The sequence below is a fragment of the Leifsonia sp. 1010 genome (assembly GCF_031455295.1).
Classification (GTDB): domain Bacteria; phylum Actinomycetota; class Actinomycetes; order Actinomycetales; family Microbacteriaceae; genus Leifsonia.
In genome coordinates this window covers 1,022,496-1,037,656 of the sequence record NZ_JAVDSL010000001.1, presented here as the reverse complement: position 1 = coordinate 1,037,656, position 15,161 = coordinate 1,022,496, and the positions used below count along the sequence as shown (strand labels likewise).

Annotated in this window: 17 protein-coding genes; 11 read left to right on the top strand and 6 right to left on the bottom strand. The window is 68.8% G+C overall.

Annotated features, from left to right (window positions below; genetic code table 11):
* Positions 1–184: 184 nt before the first annotated feature.
* From J2Y42_RS05050 to J2Y42_RS05035, 4 genes are all read right to left on the bottom strand, one after another.
* On the bottom strand, positions 185–1,273 hold the full coding sequence (locus tag J2Y42_RS05050; protein WP_309855585.1) for a substrate-binding domain-containing protein: 1,089 nt from the start codon (positions 1,271–1,273) through the stop codon (positions 185–187).
* A 49-nt stretch (positions 1,274–1,322) separates the two neighbouring features.
* Positions 1,323–2,666 (bottom strand): multiple monosaccharide ABC transporter permease, encoded by a 1,344-nt coding sequence (gene mmsB, locus J2Y42_RS05045; protein WP_309855584.1) that lies wholly within the window; start codon positions 2,664–2,666, stop codon positions 1,323–1,325.
* A 2-nt stretch (positions 2,667–2,668) separates the two neighbouring features.
* Entirely contained in the window at positions 2,669–4,231 is a 1,563-nt protein-coding gene (gene mmsA / locus J2Y42_RS05040) for a multiple monosaccharide ABC transporter ATP-binding protein (RefSeq protein ID WP_309855582.1), read from the bottom strand.
* Positions 4,232–4,348: 117 nt separating this feature from the next.
* On the bottom strand, positions 4,349–5,539 hold the full coding sequence (locus J2Y42_RS05035) for an ROK family transcriptional regulator (RefSeq protein WP_309855581.1): 1,191 nt from the start codon (positions 5,537–5,539) through the stop codon (positions 4,349–4,351).
* Between the two features lie 111 nt (positions 5,540–5,650).
* Between J2Y42_RS05035 and J2Y42_RS05030 the strand changes: the two genes are divergently transcribed.
* From J2Y42_RS05030 to J2Y42_RS05020, 3 genes are all read left to right on the top strand, one after another.
* A complete protein-coding gene (locus J2Y42_RS05030; protein WP_309855580.1) occupies positions 5,651–6,466 on the top strand; it encodes a shikimate 5-dehydrogenase in 816 nt (271 codons plus the stop codon).
* 83 nt (positions 6,467–6,549) lie between these two features.
* Positions 6,550–6,792: a DUF6458 family protein gene (locus tag J2Y42_RS05025; RefSeq protein ID WP_018189090.1), complete on the top strand. Its 243-nt coding sequence runs from the start codon at positions 6,550–6,552 to the stop codon at positions 6,790–6,792.
* Positions 6,793–6,820: 28 nt separating this feature from the next.
* Positions 6,821–7,258 carry a MarR family transcriptional regulator gene (locus J2Y42_RS05020; RefSeq protein WP_309855579.1) on the top strand — a complete coding sequence of 146 codons (438 nt, stop codon included), beginning with the start codon at positions 6,821–6,823 and terminating at the stop codon, positions 7,256–7,258.
* 7 nt (positions 7,259–7,265) lie between these two features.
* Here the strand turns inward: J2Y42_RS05020 and J2Y42_RS05015 are convergent, their stop codons facing one another.
* Positions 7,266–7,493, bottom strand: coding sequence for a hypothetical protein (locus J2Y42_RS05015; protein ID WP_309855578.1), 228 nt, complete (start codon positions 7,491–7,493; stop codon positions 7,266–7,268).
* A gap of 92 nt (positions 7,494–7,585) precedes the next feature.
* Between J2Y42_RS05015 and J2Y42_RS05010 the strand changes: the two genes are divergently transcribed.
* The 4 genes from J2Y42_RS05010 (at position 7,586) to J2Y42_RS04995 (ending at position 11,014) form a co-directional block, all read left to right on the top strand.
* On the top strand, positions 7,586–7,984 hold the full coding sequence (locus tag J2Y42_RS05010) for a MerR family transcriptional regulator (RefSeq protein ID WP_309855576.1): 399 nt from the start codon (positions 7,586–7,588) through the stop codon (positions 7,982–7,984).
* A gap of 132 nt (positions 7,985–8,116) precedes the next feature.
* On the top strand, positions 8,117–8,374 hold the full coding sequence (locus J2Y42_RS05005) for a hypothetical protein (protein WP_309855574.1): 258 nt from the start codon (positions 8,117–8,119) through the stop codon (positions 8,372–8,374).
* A gap of 55 nt (positions 8,375–8,429) precedes the next feature.
* Positions 8,430–8,987: a dihydrofolate reductase family protein gene (locus J2Y42_RS05000; protein ID WP_309855573.1), complete on the top strand. Its 558-nt coding sequence runs from the start codon at positions 8,430–8,432 to the stop codon at positions 8,985–8,987.
* 92 nt (positions 8,988–9,079) lie between these two features.
* The gene (locus J2Y42_RS04995) at positions 9,080–11,014 is read left to right on the top strand and encodes a PKD domain-containing protein (RefSeq protein ID WP_309855571.1); all 1,935 of its coding nucleotides are present in this window, start codon (positions 9,080–9,082) and stop codon (positions 11,012–11,014) included.
* A 42-nt stretch (positions 11,015–11,056) separates the two neighbouring features.
* On the opposite strand, the gene J2Y42_RS04990 is transcribed toward J2Y42_RS04995, so the two are convergent.
* Complete coding sequence (locus J2Y42_RS04990) at positions 11,057–11,989, bottom strand: hypothetical protein (RefSeq protein WP_309855569.1); 933 nt, start codon at positions 11,987–11,989, stop codon at positions 11,057–11,059.
* Between the two features lie 158 nt (positions 11,990–12,147).
* Between J2Y42_RS04990 and J2Y42_RS04985 the strand changes: the two genes are divergently transcribed.
* The 4 genes from J2Y42_RS04985 to J2Y42_RS04970 all read left to right on the top strand — a co-directional run bounded on the left by J2Y42_RS04985 (position 12,148) and on the right by J2Y42_RS04970 (position 15,161).
* On the top strand, positions 12,148–13,005 hold the full coding sequence (locus J2Y42_RS04985) for a hypothetical protein (protein ID WP_309855567.1): 858 nt from the start codon (positions 12,148–12,150) through the stop codon (positions 13,003–13,005).
* A complete protein-coding gene (locus tag J2Y42_RS04980; protein ID WP_018189081.1) occupies positions 13,002–13,418 on the top strand; it encodes a phage holin family protein in 417 nt (138 codons plus the stop codon). The genes J2Y42_RS04985 and J2Y42_RS04980 overlap by 4 nt, the downstream gene beginning before the upstream one ends.
* The gene (locus tag J2Y42_RS04975; RefSeq protein ID WP_309855566.1) at positions 13,415–13,993 is read left to right on the top strand and encodes a DUF3618 domain-containing protein; all 579 of its coding nucleotides are present in this window, start codon (positions 13,415–13,417) and stop codon (positions 13,991–13,993) included. Before J2Y42_RS04980 ends, J2Y42_RS04975 begins: the two co-directional genes overlap by 4 nt.
* Positions 13,994–14,099: 106 nt before the next feature.
* Positions 14,100–15,161 carry a YihY/virulence factor BrkB family protein gene (locus J2Y42_RS04970; protein WP_309855565.1) on the top strand — a complete coding sequence of 354 codons (1,062 nt, stop codon included), beginning with the start codon at positions 14,100–14,102 and terminating at the stop codon, positions 15,159–15,161.

Genomic DNA, 15,161 nt, shown 5'->3' with positions numbered 1-15,161 from the left:
CCACGTCGGGTACGCACGGAAGCGCATATCCGTGCTGCCACCGATGCCGGCCCCGCATGCCGCGCCCTAGCCTGTGATCAAGCTCGGCCAGGGGGACCGATCCTGTCGGGGGACGGATCGGGAAAGGGGCCGGAGTGCATCGCACTCCGGCCCCTTTCGTTTCACACGCGGGGTGTGAGAACCGTTACTTGGTCAGCGGCTCCAGGGTCGGGTCGTTGGCGTACGCCTCCGCCGCGTTCTCCTTGGTGACGATGACCGGCTTCAGCAGGAACGCCGGGACGACCTTCTTGCCGTTGTCGTACGACTTGTCGTCGTTGATCTCGGGCTTCTTGCCCTGCTGCAGGTCCTTCACCATGGTGATGGCCTGCTTGACCAGGTTGCGGGTGTCCTTGTTGATGGTCGAGTACTGCTCGCCCGCCATGATGGACTTGACCGACTCGGCCTCGGAGTCCTGACCGGTGACGATCGGGACCGGCTTGCCTGCACCCTTCACCGAGGTGATGATGGCGCGGGCCAGGGTGTCGTTCGGCGACAGGACGCCGTCGAGCTCGGTCGACGCGTAGTTCTTCGCGAGCAGCGTGTCCATGCGAGTCTGCGCGTTCTGCGGCAGCCAGCCCTGGGTCGCGGTCTGCTTGATCTCGGTCTGACCCGAGACGACCTTCAGCGTGCCGTCCTCGATCTTCGGCTTGAGGACCTTCATCGCACCGTTGAAGAAGACCGCCGAGTTGGCGTCGTCCGGCGAACCGGAGAACAGCTCGATGTTGTAGGACTTCTTGTCCGGGAACTTGGCCTTCATGCCGTCGAGCAGGGCCTGACCCTGCAGCTCGCCGACCTTCTCGTTGTCGTACGCGACGTAGTAGTCCACGTCGTTCGTGTTGAGGATGAGGCGGTCGTACGCGATGACGGTCGCGCCGGCGTCGTGCGCGGCCTTGGCCTGCGCGGCGAGCTGGCCACCGTCGACGGCGCCGATGATGACGACCTTGGCGCCGTTGGTGATCATCGACTGGATCTGCGACTGCTGGTCGGAGACGCCCGAACCACCGGCGTACTGCACGTCGCCCTTGAAGCCGGCCTCCTTCAGGCCGTCCTCGAACAGGCCACCGGCGAGCACCCAGTTCTCCGACGTCTTAGTCGGGAGGGCGACACCGATGGTCGAGTCCTTGGCGAAGCCGGAAGCCGACGAACCGCTGTCGGAGCCGCGGCTGGAGCAGCCGGACAGTGCCAGCGCGGCGGCAGCTGCGACAGCCACTGTCGCGAGTGCGATTTTGCGCATTGCGTTTCTCTTTCTCTGTGTTGGATGGTGCAGGGGGAAGGGAAAAGAATCAGGAGGTGAGGGAGCGGGAGCTGTCCTCGGCCTCGTCCGCGGTCGGGAGGACGGCGGGCTGCTCTGCGCCGGCGGCGTTCGCCTCCTGCGTCTTGCCGCCGCCGAACATCCTTCCGATCAACGAGGGGCCGCCACGGCGCTTCGAGTAGACGTCGATGCCGACCGCGATCAGCAGGACGAGGCCCTTGATGATCTGGACCTTGTCGCTCGTGACGCCGAGCAGCTGCAGGCCGTTGTTGAGGACCGCGATGACGAGACCACCGACGATGGAGCCGGCGACGGTTCCGATACCGCCGGAGACCGCGGCACCACCGATGAACACGGCGGCGATCGCGTCGAGCTCCCAGCCGAGGCCGTCCTGCGGGCCGGAGGAGACCGAGCGGGCGACCGCGACCATGCCGGCCAGCGCGGCGAGCACGGACATGTTCATCATCACGAAGAAGTTGACGCGCTTGATCTTCACGCCGGAGAGCTCCGCCGCGTGCCAGTTGCCGCCGACCGCGTAGATGTGGCGACCGAAGATGGTGCTGCGGGTGACGAACGAGTAGACGATGATCAGGATGCCGAGGATGATGCCCGACACCGGGAACGAGGTGCCGACGCGGCCGCTCGCGAACAGGAAGGTCGCGTAGAGGACGACGGCGTCGAGCACGACCACCTTGAACACGCTGACCCAGAGCGGCGCCTTCTCGGAGCCCATCTTGGTCTGGTTGCGGCGGGTGCGGACCTCGAGCAGCGCGATGACGACCGCGATGATCAGACCGAGCAGCAGCGTGGAGTTGTTGAAGCCGGTGTTCGGGCCCCACTCCGGCAGGTAGCCGCCGCCGATGAAGGTGAAGCCGTCCGGCACCGGGATGGTGTTCGCGTTTCCGATCAGCTGGTTGAGGCCGCGGAAGATGAGCATGCCGGCCAGGGTCACGATGAACGCGGGGACGCCGACGTACGCGACCCACCAGCCCTGCCAGGCGCCGATGGCCACACCGACGAGCAGGCCGAGGACGATCGCGAACGGCCAGGGGAGGTTCCAGTCCGTCATCGCCTTGGCGACGATGATGCCGACCAGCGCCGCCACGGAACCGACCGACAGGTCGATGTGGCCCGCGATGATCACCATAACCATGCCGATCGCGAGGATGAGCACGTAGGCGTTCTGGTTCACCAGGTTGATGAGGTTCACCGGCTCGAGCGTCGTTCCGCCGGTGAGGATCTCGAACAGGATGATGATGACGACGAGGGCGCCCAGGATGCCGAACTGACGGCCGGTGGACTGGCCGCCTCCGAACATCTTGCCGAGGTCGCGCAGTCCTCCGGACTTCTTCGTGTCAGGGATCTGAGTGGTCATGGCTATCGGGCCGCACTTTCCGTGAATGGGGACTTCTTGGCTGAGGTCATGCTCTTCAGGAGCGTCTCGGGGGTCGCCTCGGCGATGGGGAACTCGTTGGTGATCTGACCCTCGAAGATCGTGTAGATGCGGTCGGAGATGCCCAGCAGCTCCGGCAGCTCCGACGAGATCACGATGACGCCCTTGCCCTGCGCGGCCAGCTGCTGGATGATCCCGTAGATCTCGAACTTGGCGCCGACGTCGATGCCTCGCGTCGGCTCGTCCAGGATCAGGATGTCCGGGTCGGTGAACATCCACTTGGCCAGGACGACCTTCTGCTGGTTGCCGCCGGAGAGCGTGGAGACACCGCGGTCGACGTCGGGCGTGCGGATGCGCAGGAGCTTGCGGTACTCGTCGGCGACCGCGTACTCCTGCAGGTCGTCGACGACGCCGCGCTTGGCGATCTTCTTGAGCTTCGCCGCGACGACGGACTGCTTGATGTCGTCGAGGAGGTTGAGGCCGAGCACCTTGCGGTCCTCGCTCACGTAGGCCATGCCGTTGTCGATGGCCTCGGAAACGTTGCGGACGCGGATCTCCTTGCCGTCCTTGTAGATCTCGCCCGAGACCCAGGTGCCGTAGGAGTGGCCGAAGACGCTCATGGCGAGTTCCGTGCGACCGGCGCCCATGAGGCCGGCGAAGCCGACGATCTCACCGCGACGGACGTAGAAGCTCGAGTTCTTGACCACGAGGCGGTCGGGGACCTGCGGGTGCTGGACGACCCAGTTGCGCACCTCGAAGAACTTCTCGCCGATGTCGGGCGTGCGCTCGGGGAAGCGGCTCTCGAGCGTGCGGCCGACCATTCCGCGGATGATGCGGTCCTCGTCGACGCCGTCGGCCTTGACGTCGAGCGTCTCGATCGCACGACCGTCGCGGATGATGGTGATCTGGTCGGCCACGCGCTCGATCTCGTTGAGCTTGTGGCTGATGATGATGGAGCTGATCCCGCGACCCTTCAGTCCGAGGATCAGGTCGAGGAGGTGCTGCGACTCGGCCTCGTTCAGCGCCGCGGTGGGCTCGTCGAGGATGAGGAGCTTGACGTTCTTGTTGAGCGCCTTCGCGATCTCGACGAGCTGCTGCTTGCCGACGCCGATGTTCTTGATCTGGGTGTCCGGGTCGTCGGAGAGGCCGACGCGCGCGAGCAGTTCGACGGCACGACGCTTGGCCTCGCCCCAGTTGATGACGCCGCCGCGGCCGGGCTCGTTGCCGAGGAAGATGTTCTCGGTGATCGAGAGCTCGGGGATGAGCGCGAGCTCCTGGTGGATGATCACGATCCCCTGCTGCTCGCTGGACTTGATGTCCTTGAACCGCATCACGTCGCCCTGATAGACGATGTCTCCGCTGTACGTCCCATAGGGGTACACGCCGGAGAGGACCTTCATGAGGGTGGACTTCCCCGCGCCGTTCTCGCCGCAGATCGCGTGGATCTCGTCGGCGTGGACGGTGAGGGAGACATCCTCCAGCGCTTTGACCCCCGGGAACTCCTTGGTGATCGCGCGCATCTCGAGGATGACTGCGTTCGACGGCATCGTCGCTCCTTGCGGGCTCGGGAATGGATGTGCCTAAGTAGTAAACGCTATCTTCTCACTTGTCGTCAAATAGTGAAGACAACGATGCGATAACGGCCTGAGACCGGCCGGGAGGTGTCAGCCCTCTTGCCCGGCGAGGGCGCCCTTGATGACGATCGCGGCCGCTCCGAGCGATTCGGCGCGGTCGCCCAGCGACGAGATCCGGACGGTGGTCGTGCCGGCGATGATCGGGATGGCGTTCTGCCGTATCCCGTGCCGGATCGGGTCGAGCAGCGCGTCGCCCAGGCCGACCAGCGGTCCGCCGATGAGCACGAGCTCGGGGTTGATCACGTTCGCGATGTTGCCGATCGCCTGCCCGATTGCCGTGCCCGCGTCGCTGACGACCCGCAGGACGGCCGGGTCCTTGTCGAGCCCGCGGCGCAGGATGTCCGCGGCCGTGCGAGCGCCGTCGCCCCGCCCGAGCGACTCGAGCATCACGCTGGTCGACGCGATCGTCTCCAGGCAGCCGCGGTTGCCGCAGCGGCAGATGACGCCATGCTCGGCGACCGGCGTGTGACCGAGTTCGCCCGTGATGCCGAGGAACCCGTAGTACGGCTGGCCGTTCAGGATGAGACCGGCGCCGATCCCGGTGCCGATCTTGACGAAGATCAGGTTGCGCTCTCCGCGGTTCGCGCCCCAGGTGACCTCGGCCAGAGCGCCCAGGTTGGCGTCGTTGTCGACGACGACCGGAAAGCCGAACACATCCTCCAGCTCCCGCCGGGTGATTCCGACCCATTCGGGGAGGATGGCACCCTGCAGGACCGTTCCGGTGCGGCGGTCGATGGGGCCGGGGATGCCGACGCCGACGGCGAGCACCGATTCGCGGTCGTGGCCGCCCTCCGCCAGCATCCGGTCGAGCAGCCGCGCCGCCTCGCGCACGGCGCCGAGCACGTCGTAGCCGGGTTCGAGCGCCACCTGCTCCTCGGCGATGACGTCGTAGCCGAGGGTGGTGAGCACGATCCGCACGTGGCGGCGGCCGAAGTCGACGCCGACGGCGATGTCGCCGGTGTCGGTGAGCTGCACGAGCAGCGCGCGTCGCCCGCTCGACGTCACCGGGGAGGTCGCGACCACGCCCTTGGCCGCCATGTCGCGAACGATGTTCGACACGGTGGCGGTGGACAGGCCGGTCCCGCGCGCCAGCTCAGCCTGGGTGGACGGTCCATTGGCCAGGAGGAACTCGACGAGTCGTTCCTGGTTCAAGTGCCTCAGTGCGCCCTGCGACCCGGGATTGCGTGCGCCACGGGGGATCAGCCCCTGAGTGGCGGTCATAGCGATAAGCGTGAACGATCGGGGTGTTGGAGTCAAGCTGTGAACGCAAGAGTCGGCCCCAGATCGGGTGACGGACCTGAGAATGCTGACAGCTGCTGCGATGATGGACGCATGCCCATCCTGAACAAGGACATGCAGGTCTGCATCTCACTCGCCGGTCGCCCCAGCAACATCGGGACGCGTTTCCACAACTTCCTGTACGACGAGCTCGGCCTGAACTTCGTCTACAAGGCGTTCACGACGGACGACCTGGAGGGTGCCGTGCGGGGCATCCGCGCGCTCGGGATCCGCGGATGCTCGGTCTCCATGCCGTTCAAGGAGGCGATCATCCCGCTGGTCGACAACCTCGAGGCGTCGGCCGTGGCGATCGAGTCCGTGAACACCGTCGTGAACGAAGACGGCCTGCTGACCGCCTCCAACACCGACTACGAGGCCGTGGCCCAGTTGCTCGCCGAGCACGAGGTCGACACCGCCCAGCGGGTGCTGGTGCGCGGCTCGGGCGGCATGGCGAAGGCCGTCGTCGCGGCGTTCCGCGGCGCGGGATTCGACGAGCTGACGGTTCTCGCGCGCAATGCGGAGGCCGGCCCCGCTCTCGCGGAGCGGTACGGCTACGAGTGGGTGGCGGAGGACCCGGAGCCCGGGTTCGACGTCATCGTCAACGTGACGCCGCTCGGGATGCGCGGAGACGCGGAGGACGTGATGGCGTTCGACGAGGCGTTCATCGAGCGCGCGACGACCGTGTTCGACGTCGTCGCGTTCCCGTCCGAGACGCCGCTGATCCGTGCAGCGCGGGCGAGGGAGACAGCGGTCATCACGGGCGCCGAGGTCATCGCCCTCCAGGCGGCTCGCCAGTTCGAGCGCTACACGGGCGTGCAGCTCACGCCGGAGCAGGTGGCCCGGGCGTCCGAGTTCTCGCGCGCCGAGTGATTCCGGTCGCATCGACCGACCGGTGTGATGCGCTCCGGCGCGTCGGGGAGTAGCTTGAGGCCCGGACGTGAAGGAGCGTGCGCATGGGCATCGGAAGCGGCATCTTCATCTTCGTCGTCGGGCTCATCCTGGCCTTCGCCCTGCAGGTGCAGGTGAGCTGGATCGACCTGAAGATCACAGGGTACATCCTCATGGGAGCCGGCCTGGTCGTCTTCATCATCTCGCTGGCGTTCGCGCTGCGGCGCAGACCCCGCACGTCGATCCGACAGGACGGCATCGACCCCGTCACCGGCCAGCGGGTCGAGCGGCGCACCGATGAGTATTGAGGCCGGCACCCAGCCATACAATGGCCGGATGTCCGACGACCTCCTCGCGCTCGAGAACCAGGTGTGCTTCGGCCTCGCTGTGGCGGCGCGGAGTGTCATCGCGCTCTACCGGCCGGTGCTGGAACCGCTGTCGCTGACGCATCCGCAGTACCTCGTGATGCTGGCGCTGTGGGAGCGCGAGCCGCGGTCGGTGAAAGACCTCAGCGACACCCTCGCCCTGGAGCCGGCCACCCTCTCCCCTCTGCTGAAGCGACTCGAGGCGACGGGCTATGTCGAACGGCGGCGCAGCGCGGCCGACGAGCGCGCGCTCGAGGTGCGCCTGACGGAGGCCGGGCGGGCGCTCCGCGCGGAGGCGGAGAAGATCCCGCCGCGCATCGTGGAACGGCTCGGCCTGCCGGTGTCGGAGCTCGAGAACCTCCGCGAGAGCCTGCAGACGATCATCGGCGCGGCCGTCCGCACCGGATGATGCGGGCTCAGGCCGCCTGAACGGGCGCGGGGCACACCAGCCGCGTCGCGTCGCGCTGGCCGCCGGGCCGCAGCACCTCGTGCTCGGTCATCGGGCGGCCGCACATCGGGCACGGCGCTGCGGCGGAACGCTGCTCCGGCGCCTCCGGGTGGCCCGCGCCGAGCTGCGCCGGACCGGCGATGCGGATGAGCTTCTCGTTCCACCTCGAATACCAGCTGGCGAAGCGTCCGGCCATGATCCCTCGATTCATTAGTGCACTAACAAAAAGTGTACGCCATCTGGACCCTGACCCGCAGGGCAAGGTCTACGCTGACAGCGGAGGACGACATGCGCATCAGCGAACTGGCCGAGCGGGCGGGTGTCACGGTCAAGGCCGTGCGGTACTACGAGAGGCTCGGGCTCGTCTCTCCCGACCGCCTCGGCAACGGCTACCGCGAGTACGGCGACGAGCATCTGCGTGCCGTGCTCGAGATCCGCGAGCTGGCCGCGACCGGCATCCCTCCGGGCAAGGCGCGCCCGTTCATCGACTGCCTCGGCTCTGGCCACGCGCACAGCGACGAATGCCCCGCCTCGCGCGACGCCTACCGCGACGGACTGGCCGAGCTGGATGCGGCGATCGCCGCCCTGGAGCGCCGCAGGAACCTCCTCGCCCGCCGTCTCGCCGGGGCCGAGCACCGCATCCCCGAGCCGGCCGACGGCTGCGGGTGCACCATAGACCCCTCCTGACCGGCACCGGGATCATCCCCAGGGATGACCTCATCCCTACCTGCGGTCGATGCCCGCCGAGCGCGCACCCGGTTGACTCGGACATGTCCGCTCGAGCTCCCGTCTCGAGCGTCGACGTGAAGGGGGAGACCGATGACGACACTGGGACACGGACTGCGAACCGCACCGACGCTCGGTACGGCATCGGTGCCGGTGCGGCGGCGAGCGCGGGGGCTGCTCGCCGCCGTCACCGGCAACCCCTACCTGCAGCTGCTGGTCACCCTCGTGCTGATCGCTGCGGGGGCGACCCTCCTGATGATCGGGATCGGACTGGTGCTCGACGTGGCGGTGCCGTGGATCTTCGACGACGAGCTGCGGGCTCTGAAGGCGCTTCTTCCGCAGATCGGCTGACGGCCGGGTGATCCGGGCTCTGGCCCCGGCGTTCGCCCGCCCCTAGAGTCCCTGCATGGGACGTCTCCTCTTCTCGGCCATCGCCTCGATCGACGGCTACACCGTCGACAGCTCCGGATCGTTCGACTGGGCGCATCCCGATGCAGAGGTGCACGCGTTCGTCAACGACCTCGAACGCGGCATCGGCACCTATCTGTACGGCCGGAGGATGTACGAGACCATGCGGGCCTGGCAGGACATGGGCGACAGCGACGAGCCGGTGATCGCCGACTACGCCGGAGTGTGGCAGAGCGCCGAGAAGGTGGTGTTCTCGTCCACGCTGAACGAGGTGACGACGCCGAAGACGCGGTTGCTGACGCGGTTCGATGCGGACGAGGTCCGCCGCATCGTCGCGGACGCCGACCGCGATGTCTCCATCGGCGGCCCGACCCTGGCCGCCGCAGCCTTCGCAGCCGGGCTGGTGGACGAGGTCTGGCTCATCCTCGTCCCGGTCGCGGTCGGCGGGGGCACCCCGGCCCTCCCCCACGGACGGTCTCTCTCGCTGTCACTCCTCGAGGAGCGGGTCTTCGCCGGAGGGACGATCGGACTCCACTACGCCGTCGAGAATTCATGAGCAAACCTCGTCTTCTACTCCCCGCGGGCGTCAGGTCGCGCTAGCCTGTGCCGCGACAGGCCCGCGACGGAACGGGCCGGGGAGCGTCGGCGATGGGCAAGCATCGATTCCTGACCGTGGCGGGACTGGCCGCCGCTGCCGTCATCCTCAGCGTCAGCGTGCCGCAGAGCGTCCAGGGGGTCGCGGCGGGAGCGGGCAGCGTCCACTTCACGGCATCCGGCGACTACGGTCCGGGCACCGCGGCGCAGGCGGTGCTCGCGGGCATCAAGAACCTCAGCCCGGACCTGCACCTCGCCCTCGGCGACCTCTCCTACGGTGCCACCGGCCAGGAGCAGGCCTGGTGCGACCTCGTCACCAGCCGGACCGGCGCCGGCTTCCCCTTCGAACTCGTCTCCGGCAACCACGAGAGCAGCGGGCAGAACGGCAACATCAACGACTTCTCGGCCTGCCTCCCGAACCAGCTCCCCGGAGCGGTCGGAACGTACGGCCGCGAGTACTACGTCGACGTTCCGCAAGGCGCCCCGCTGGTGCGCTTCATCATGATCTCCCCCGGCCTCCCCTTCTTGGACGGCACCTGGACGTACGCCTCGGGCACCTCGCACTACGCGTGGACGCAGGCCGCCATCGACGGGGCCCGCGCGGCCGGCACGCCGTGGGTCGTCGTCGGAATGCACAAACCCTGTCTCTCGCTGGGCGACTACCCCTGCGAGGCCGGGGCCGACATCCTCAACCTGCTGGTGTCGAAGCGCGTGGATCTGGTGCTCACCGGACACGAGCACCTCTACCAGCGCACGAAGCAGCTGGCGACGGGAGCGGCCTGCCCGGCGATCACGCCCGGAACATACACCGCGGCATGCGTGGCGGACGCGGACGGGACGCTGGTGAAGGGCGCGGGAACCGTCTTCGCGACGGTCGGGACCGGCGGCAACGGCAACTACGAGGTCCACCCGGCCGACAGCGAGGCCGGCTACTTCGCCGCCTCGTACGGCAGCGCCGCGACACCGCTCTACGGCTCGCTCGACGTCAGCGCGACCGCGAGTCAGCTCACGGCGTCGTTCGTCCGGGCCGCGGGTCCGTCGTTCACGGACGGCTTCTCGATCGGGCCGCCCGCCGCCGGCAACCAGCCGCCGAACGCCGTGTTCGCCTCCTCCTGCGCCGACCTGACCTGCTCGCTGGATGGAACGGGCTCGACCGACCCGGACGGCGCGATCACCTCGTTCGCCTGGGACTTCGGCGACGGCTCGTCGGGCACCGGCGGCACGATCACGCACACCTACGCCGTCGCCGGCACCTACACCGCGCGGCTGACCGTGCTGGACGACGGCGGAGCGACAGCGTCGACCACGCGCACGGTGACCGTGACAGCGCCACCGCCGCCTGCCGACACCCTCGCGGCCGATCCGTTCGAGCGAGCCGTGACCAACGGCTGGGGAACCGCCCCGACCGGCGGGAACTGGTCGGTCTCGGGCAGCTCCAGCCTGTATTCGGTCGCGGGCGGGACGGGACGCATCCAGCTCCCCGCGGGCTCAGGCGGCACCGCCCGGCTTCCCGGGGTCAGCGCGACCGGCATCGACCTCCGGCTCGCGCTGGCGATCGACAAGCTGCCCTCCTCGGGCAACGTGTACGTGACGGTCCAGGGACGGCGGATCGCGACGACCGGCTCGTACGGATCCAAAGTGATCATCTCGTCGGCGGGCAAGGTGACCATCCAGATCGTGCGCGTCGATCAGAACGGCGGGAACGAGGTCGTCGTGCAGACGTCGGCCACCGTTCCGAACGTCACCTACACCGCGGGTATGCGCCTGAACGTGCGGATGCGGACCACCGGGACCGCCCCGACGCTCATCGAGACGAAGGCGTGGGCCGACGGCACCCCCGAGCCCTCCGCCTGGCAGCGGTCGGCGACGGACAGCACGGCCGCACTCCAAGGTGTGGGCGGACTGGCGGTGACCGGATACCTCTCGGGCGGGGTCGTGAACGCGCCGGTCACGCTGATGGTCGACGATCTGACCGCCGTCAAGCCGTGAGCGGGGCCGTCCGGCGCCGGTGACCCTGTCGGCGATCCGGCGTCAGGCGGCGTCCCACCACCGCAGGACCCGGAGCGCCCGCAGCGTCACCCACTTGCTCTGGAATCCCTCCATGTCGAACTCGACGATCACCGGACCCTCGTGGATGTTCTCGAGCACCCAGCGGCCGTCGGCGTCGGCCTTGCCGCGGACCAGATCGACGGCGTCCGCCAGGCGCGGGTCGCGGCGGTCCTGCAGCCGGAAGTACTCCAGCCCGCGCAGGATGTCGTGGTACCAGCGCACGGGATACGACAGCATCGTGATCCTCGGGTCCGGGATGGAGCCGTCCGTGCGCCGTCGGTACAGGCCGCGTTCCAGCAGGTACTCCTCACCGGCTTCGACGACCTCGGTCGCGCGCGCGTCGTCGCCGCCGGCGCGCATCCACGCGCGTAGCCCCTCGACGGCGCAGATCGTGGAGTGGAAGGACGACACCCGGGCGCCGTACTCGGCCCAGCAGTTCCAGCCGCCGTCGTCCAGCCGGGAGCCGACGAGCGTCTCGGCGATGCGGTCGCCGCCCTCGCCGAAGTAGGCGGCGATCGTCAGGGCGACGCCGTTGATGCACGGCTCGGTCTCGCCCTCGAAGTAGGGCTCGCCGGCGTGCTCCCAGCGAACATTCTCACGGACGCGGGCTACGGCCCGGCGGGCCTGCTCGCTCGTCGGATCGAGACCGAAGTCCACGAGCTGCTGCAGGCTGAAGTGAGTGCCGCTCCACGCGTCGAAACCGTCACGCTCGGGCGGGATCCACCCCGGCCGGTACGTGCCGCCGTCCCAGAGTCCGTCCTCCGCCTGCTCCGCCAGGAAGGTGGCGCCCCAGCCCTCCGTCGCCACGCGGGCGCGCTCGGCGGCCACCTGCTCCGGAGGGGCTCCCACCAGATCCTGGAGCACCTGCCAGCGGATGGCCGGGTCGGAGTCGAGCAGCCAGTCCTCTACGTCCATGCGCGCCACCGTAGTCGCCGCACGGGCCTGATGGCAGTCCTCCACGCACGGATACCCCCCGTCGGGGGGACGGTCAATCACTGGACCCGCTTCTCTCGCATGTCTTGAGTGGGCCTCACATCCCAACCGGACACATCCACCGAAAGGAAACGGCAGTCATGACCATGTCAGACGACCAGTCCGCGGACACACCGATCTTCGACAGCAGACGCGACGCGCTCGAGCCGGAGGCCGGCCTCCCCGAGACGGTGCAGCCGACAGGCGGCTCGCTGAGCGGCGACGCCCGGAGCGGCGGTGACCTGAGCGGCGGTGCTTCGACCGGTGGCCAGGGCGGCGTCCGCGACGAAGCGGGGCGCGTCGCCGGCTCCGCCGCAGAGGCAGGCAAGGACGTCGCGGCCACCGCCAAGGAACAGGCCAAGAACGTCGCGGGAGAGGCGAAGTCGCAGGCGAAGGACCTCTACCGCCAGACGCAGGAGGAGCTCCGGACCCAGGCCGCACAGCAGCAGGAGCGGGTCGCCAGCGGCCTCCGCTCCGTGGGCGACGAACTCGACCAGATGGCCTCCTCCTCCGAGTCGGGCGGACTGGCGACCGACCTCGTCCGGCAGGCCGCGCAGCGCACCCACGCGATCGCGGGCTGGCTGAACGAGCGCGACCCCGGCTCGCTGCTCAACGAGGTGAAGTCGTACGCGCGGCGCAACCCGGGCACCTTCATCGCCGCGGCGGCCATCGCGGGGGCGCTCGCGGGCCGGCTCACCCGTGCGCTCGCCAGCGGCGGGGACGACTCCGGCAGCACAGGCTCATCGACCGGCACCACCGGGGCGACGACCGGCACCGCCGGGACGACCGGCCTGGCACCCAGCCCCGATGTCACCGGAGCCGACACCACCGGCCTCGGCGGCGTGGGCACCGGCACCACCGCCGGCGGCTACGGAACCGCGACGGGTGACCTCTACGACGACTCCGGCAACGACCTTCCCGAGCTGCCGGGCGCCGGGTACACCGGAGGCCGGGCATGACCGATCAACCCACCCCTTCGGAGCAGCAGGCAGCGAACAGTTCGCTGGGCGAGCTGCTCGGAGAGGTCAGTCGCGACCTCTCCACCCTGATCCGCCAGGAGATGGAACTCGCGAAAGCCGAGATCAAGCAGACCGTCACGCGCGCCGGCAAGGGCGCTGGACTGCTCGGCGGCGCGGGTTACGCCGGCCTCATGGCCGTCTTCTTCCTGTCGATCGCCCTGTGGTGGGCGCTCGGCTACCTGGTCGGCAACGCCTGGTCCGCGGTGATCGTCGCGGTCATCTGGGGCGTTGTCGCACTGATCCTGTACCTGCGCGGTCGCAAGCAGCTCGAGACCGTCAAGGGTGCCCCCCAGACCGTGGAGACGGTCAAAGAATTCCCCGAGACACTGAAGCGAAATGAGGAGAACCGATGAGCGACGACCCCGACGCGATCCGCGCCGACATCGAGGCGACGCGCCGCAACCTGAGCGGTGACGTGGACGCCCTGGCCGACAAGGTCACGCCCAGCAAGATCGCCCAGCGCCAGACGCGCAAGGTGAAGGGCGCCTTCCATTCCATCAGCGAACGGATCATGGGATCCGCCGACGACGTCCGCAGCGGCGTGGGGGGCGCCGTCTCCGACGCCGGCAGCTCCGTGGCCGACGCGGGCCGAACCGTCGTCGATAAGGCGCAGGGCAACCCGCTCGCCGTCGGCCTCATCGCCTTCGGCGTCGGTGCGCTGATCGCCTCCCTCATCCCGCCGAGCAACAAGGAGCAGGAGCTGGCATCCGCCGCGAAGGACGCCGCGCAGCCGCTGCTCCACGAGGCCGCCGAGGTCGGCAAGCAGGTCGCCGACGACCTCAAGGAGCCGGCGCAGCAGGCCGTGCAGTCGGTCAAGGAGACCGCGCAGGAGGGGGTGTCCACCGTGAAGGAGGAGGCCACCGATCGCGCCTCCGACGTCGCCGACGACGCCAAGCAGTCCGGACAGCGCTTGCAGTCCGACCAGTAGCACCCACGACGAAGCGCGGCGGAAGGCCTCCCCCGGGCCTCCCGCCGCGCTTCTCTTTTCCCACCAGCCGTCCCGTCAGCGACGCGCAACCGAGAGGACCAGCACGATGAGCGACGTCGGGGCCAGCAAGCGCCTGGCCGATGCCCCCTCCCCCGAGGACTCCCGCAAGCCGGACAGCCCTCCCCACCTCGAAGGATCGTCGTGGAAGCTGGTGCTCAAGCGCACCTTCCGCGAGTTCAGCACCGATAAGTGCACCGATATCGCCGCCTCCCTGACCTACTACGGCATCCTGTCGCTCTTCCCCGGGCTGATCGCGCTGGTCTCGCTGCTCGGCGTGCTCGGGCAGGGCAAGTCGGCGACGGATGCCATCCTCGGCATCATCACGGGCGTCGCGCCGGGCTCGACCGCCCAGCTGCTGCGCGGTCCGATCGAGAACGCCGTGAACTCTCCCGCCTCCGGCTTCGCGCTCGTCGCCGGCATCGTGCTCGCGATCTGGTCCGCCTCCGGATACGTCGGCGCGTTCTCCCGCGCGATGAACCGGATCTACGAGATCGACGAGGGCCGGCCGTTCTGGAAGCTCAAGCCGCAGCAGCTGCTCGTCACGGTCATCACCGTGGTGCTCGTGACGATCGTCGCCCTCATCCTCGTGGTCTCCGGACCGGTCACCCGCGCCATCGGCGACGCCCTGGGCCTCGGCTCCGCGCCGCGCATCGCCTGGGAGATCGCGAAGTGGCCGCTGCTTCTCATCGTGGTGGTCCTGATCATCGCGATCCTGTACTACGCCGCGCCCAACGCCCGTCAGCCCAAGTTCCGCTGGATCAGCATGGGCGCGATCATCGCGATCGTCGTGCTCGCCGTCGCCACGTTCCTCTTCGCGTTCTACGTCGCGACGTTCGCGAACTACGAGAAGACGTACGGCCCGCTCGCCGGGGTGATCGTCTTCCTGCTGTGGGTCTGGATCGCGAACCTCGCGTTGCTGTTCGGCGCGGAGTTCGACGCCGAGACCGAACGGGGGCGCGAGCTGCAGGCCGGGATGGAGGCCGAGGAGACCATCCAGCTGCCGCCTCGCGACACACGGCTCAGTGAGAAGTCGGCGGACAAGGAGGAGGCGCTGATCGACGAGGCCCGTCGGGTGCGGGAGGACGCCGACGCCTCGGACGACCGCTAA

What these genes read in the sequence shown, in the direction of transcription:
- J2Y42_RS05050 (WP_309855585.1), bottom strand. Translation starts at nt 1,273, where the DNA reads ATGCGCAAAATCGCACTCGCGACAGTGGCTGTCGCAGCTGCCGCCGCG.
- mmsB (WP_309855584.1), bottom strand. Translation starts at nt 2,666, where the DNA reads ATGACCACTCAGATCCCTGACACGAAGAAGTCCGGAGGACTGCGCGAC.
- mmsA (WP_309855582.1), bottom strand. Translation starts at nt 4,231, where the DNA reads ATGCCGTCGAACGCAGTCATCCTCGAGATGCGCGCGATCACCAAGGAG.
- J2Y42_RS05035 (WP_309855581.1), bottom strand. Translation starts at nt 5,539, where the DNA reads ATGACCGCCACTCAGGGGCTGATCCCCCGTGGCGCACGCAATCCCGGG.
- J2Y42_RS05030 (WP_309855580.1), top strand. Translation starts at nt 5,651, where the DNA reads ATGCCCATCCTGAACAAGGACATGCAGGTCTGCATCTCACTCGCCGGT.
- J2Y42_RS05025 (WP_018189090.1), top strand. Translation starts at nt 6,550, where the DNA reads ATGGGCATCGGAAGCGGCATCTTCATCTTCGTCGTCGGGCTCATCCTG.
- J2Y42_RS05020 (WP_309855579.1), top strand. Translation starts at nt 6,821, where the DNA reads ATGTCCGACGACCTCCTCGCGCTCGAGAACCAGGTGTGCTTCGGCCTC.
- J2Y42_RS05015 (WP_309855578.1), bottom strand. Translation starts at nt 7,493, where the DNA reads ATGGCCGGACGCTTCGCCAGCTGGTATTCGAGGTGGAACGAGAAGCTC.
- J2Y42_RS05010 (WP_309855576.1), top strand. Translation starts at nt 7,586, where the DNA reads ATGCGCATCAGCGAACTGGCCGAGCGGGCGGGTGTCACGGTCAAGGCC.
- J2Y42_RS05005 (WP_309855574.1), top strand. Translation starts at nt 8,117, where the DNA reads ATGACGACACTGGGACACGGACTGCGAACCGCACCGACGCTCGGTACG.
- J2Y42_RS05000 (WP_309855573.1), top strand. Translation starts at nt 8,430, where the DNA reads ATGGGACGTCTCCTCTTCTCGGCCATCGCCTCGATCGACGGCTACACC.
- J2Y42_RS04995 (WP_309855571.1), top strand. Translation starts at nt 9,080, where the DNA reads ATGGGCAAGCATCGATTCCTGACCGTGGCGGGACTGGCCGCCGCTGCC.
- J2Y42_RS04990 (WP_309855569.1), bottom strand. Translation starts at nt 11,989, where the DNA reads ATGGACGTAGAGGACTGGCTGCTCGACTCCGACCCGGCCATCCGCTGG.
- J2Y42_RS04985 (WP_309855567.1), top strand. Translation starts at nt 12,148, where the DNA reads ATGACCATGTCAGACGACCAGTCCGCGGACACACCGATCTTCGACAGC.
- J2Y42_RS04980 (WP_018189081.1), top strand. Translation starts at nt 13,002, where the DNA reads ATGACCGATCAACCCACCCCTTCGGAGCAGCAGGCAGCGAACAGTTCG.
- J2Y42_RS04975 (WP_309855566.1), top strand. Translation starts at nt 13,415, where the DNA reads ATGAGCGACGACCCCGACGCGATCCGCGCCGACATCGAGGCGACGCGC.
- J2Y42_RS04970 (WP_309855565.1), top strand. Translation starts at nt 14,100, where the DNA reads ATGAGCGACGTCGGGGCCAGCAAGCGCCTGGCCGATGCCCCCTCCCCC.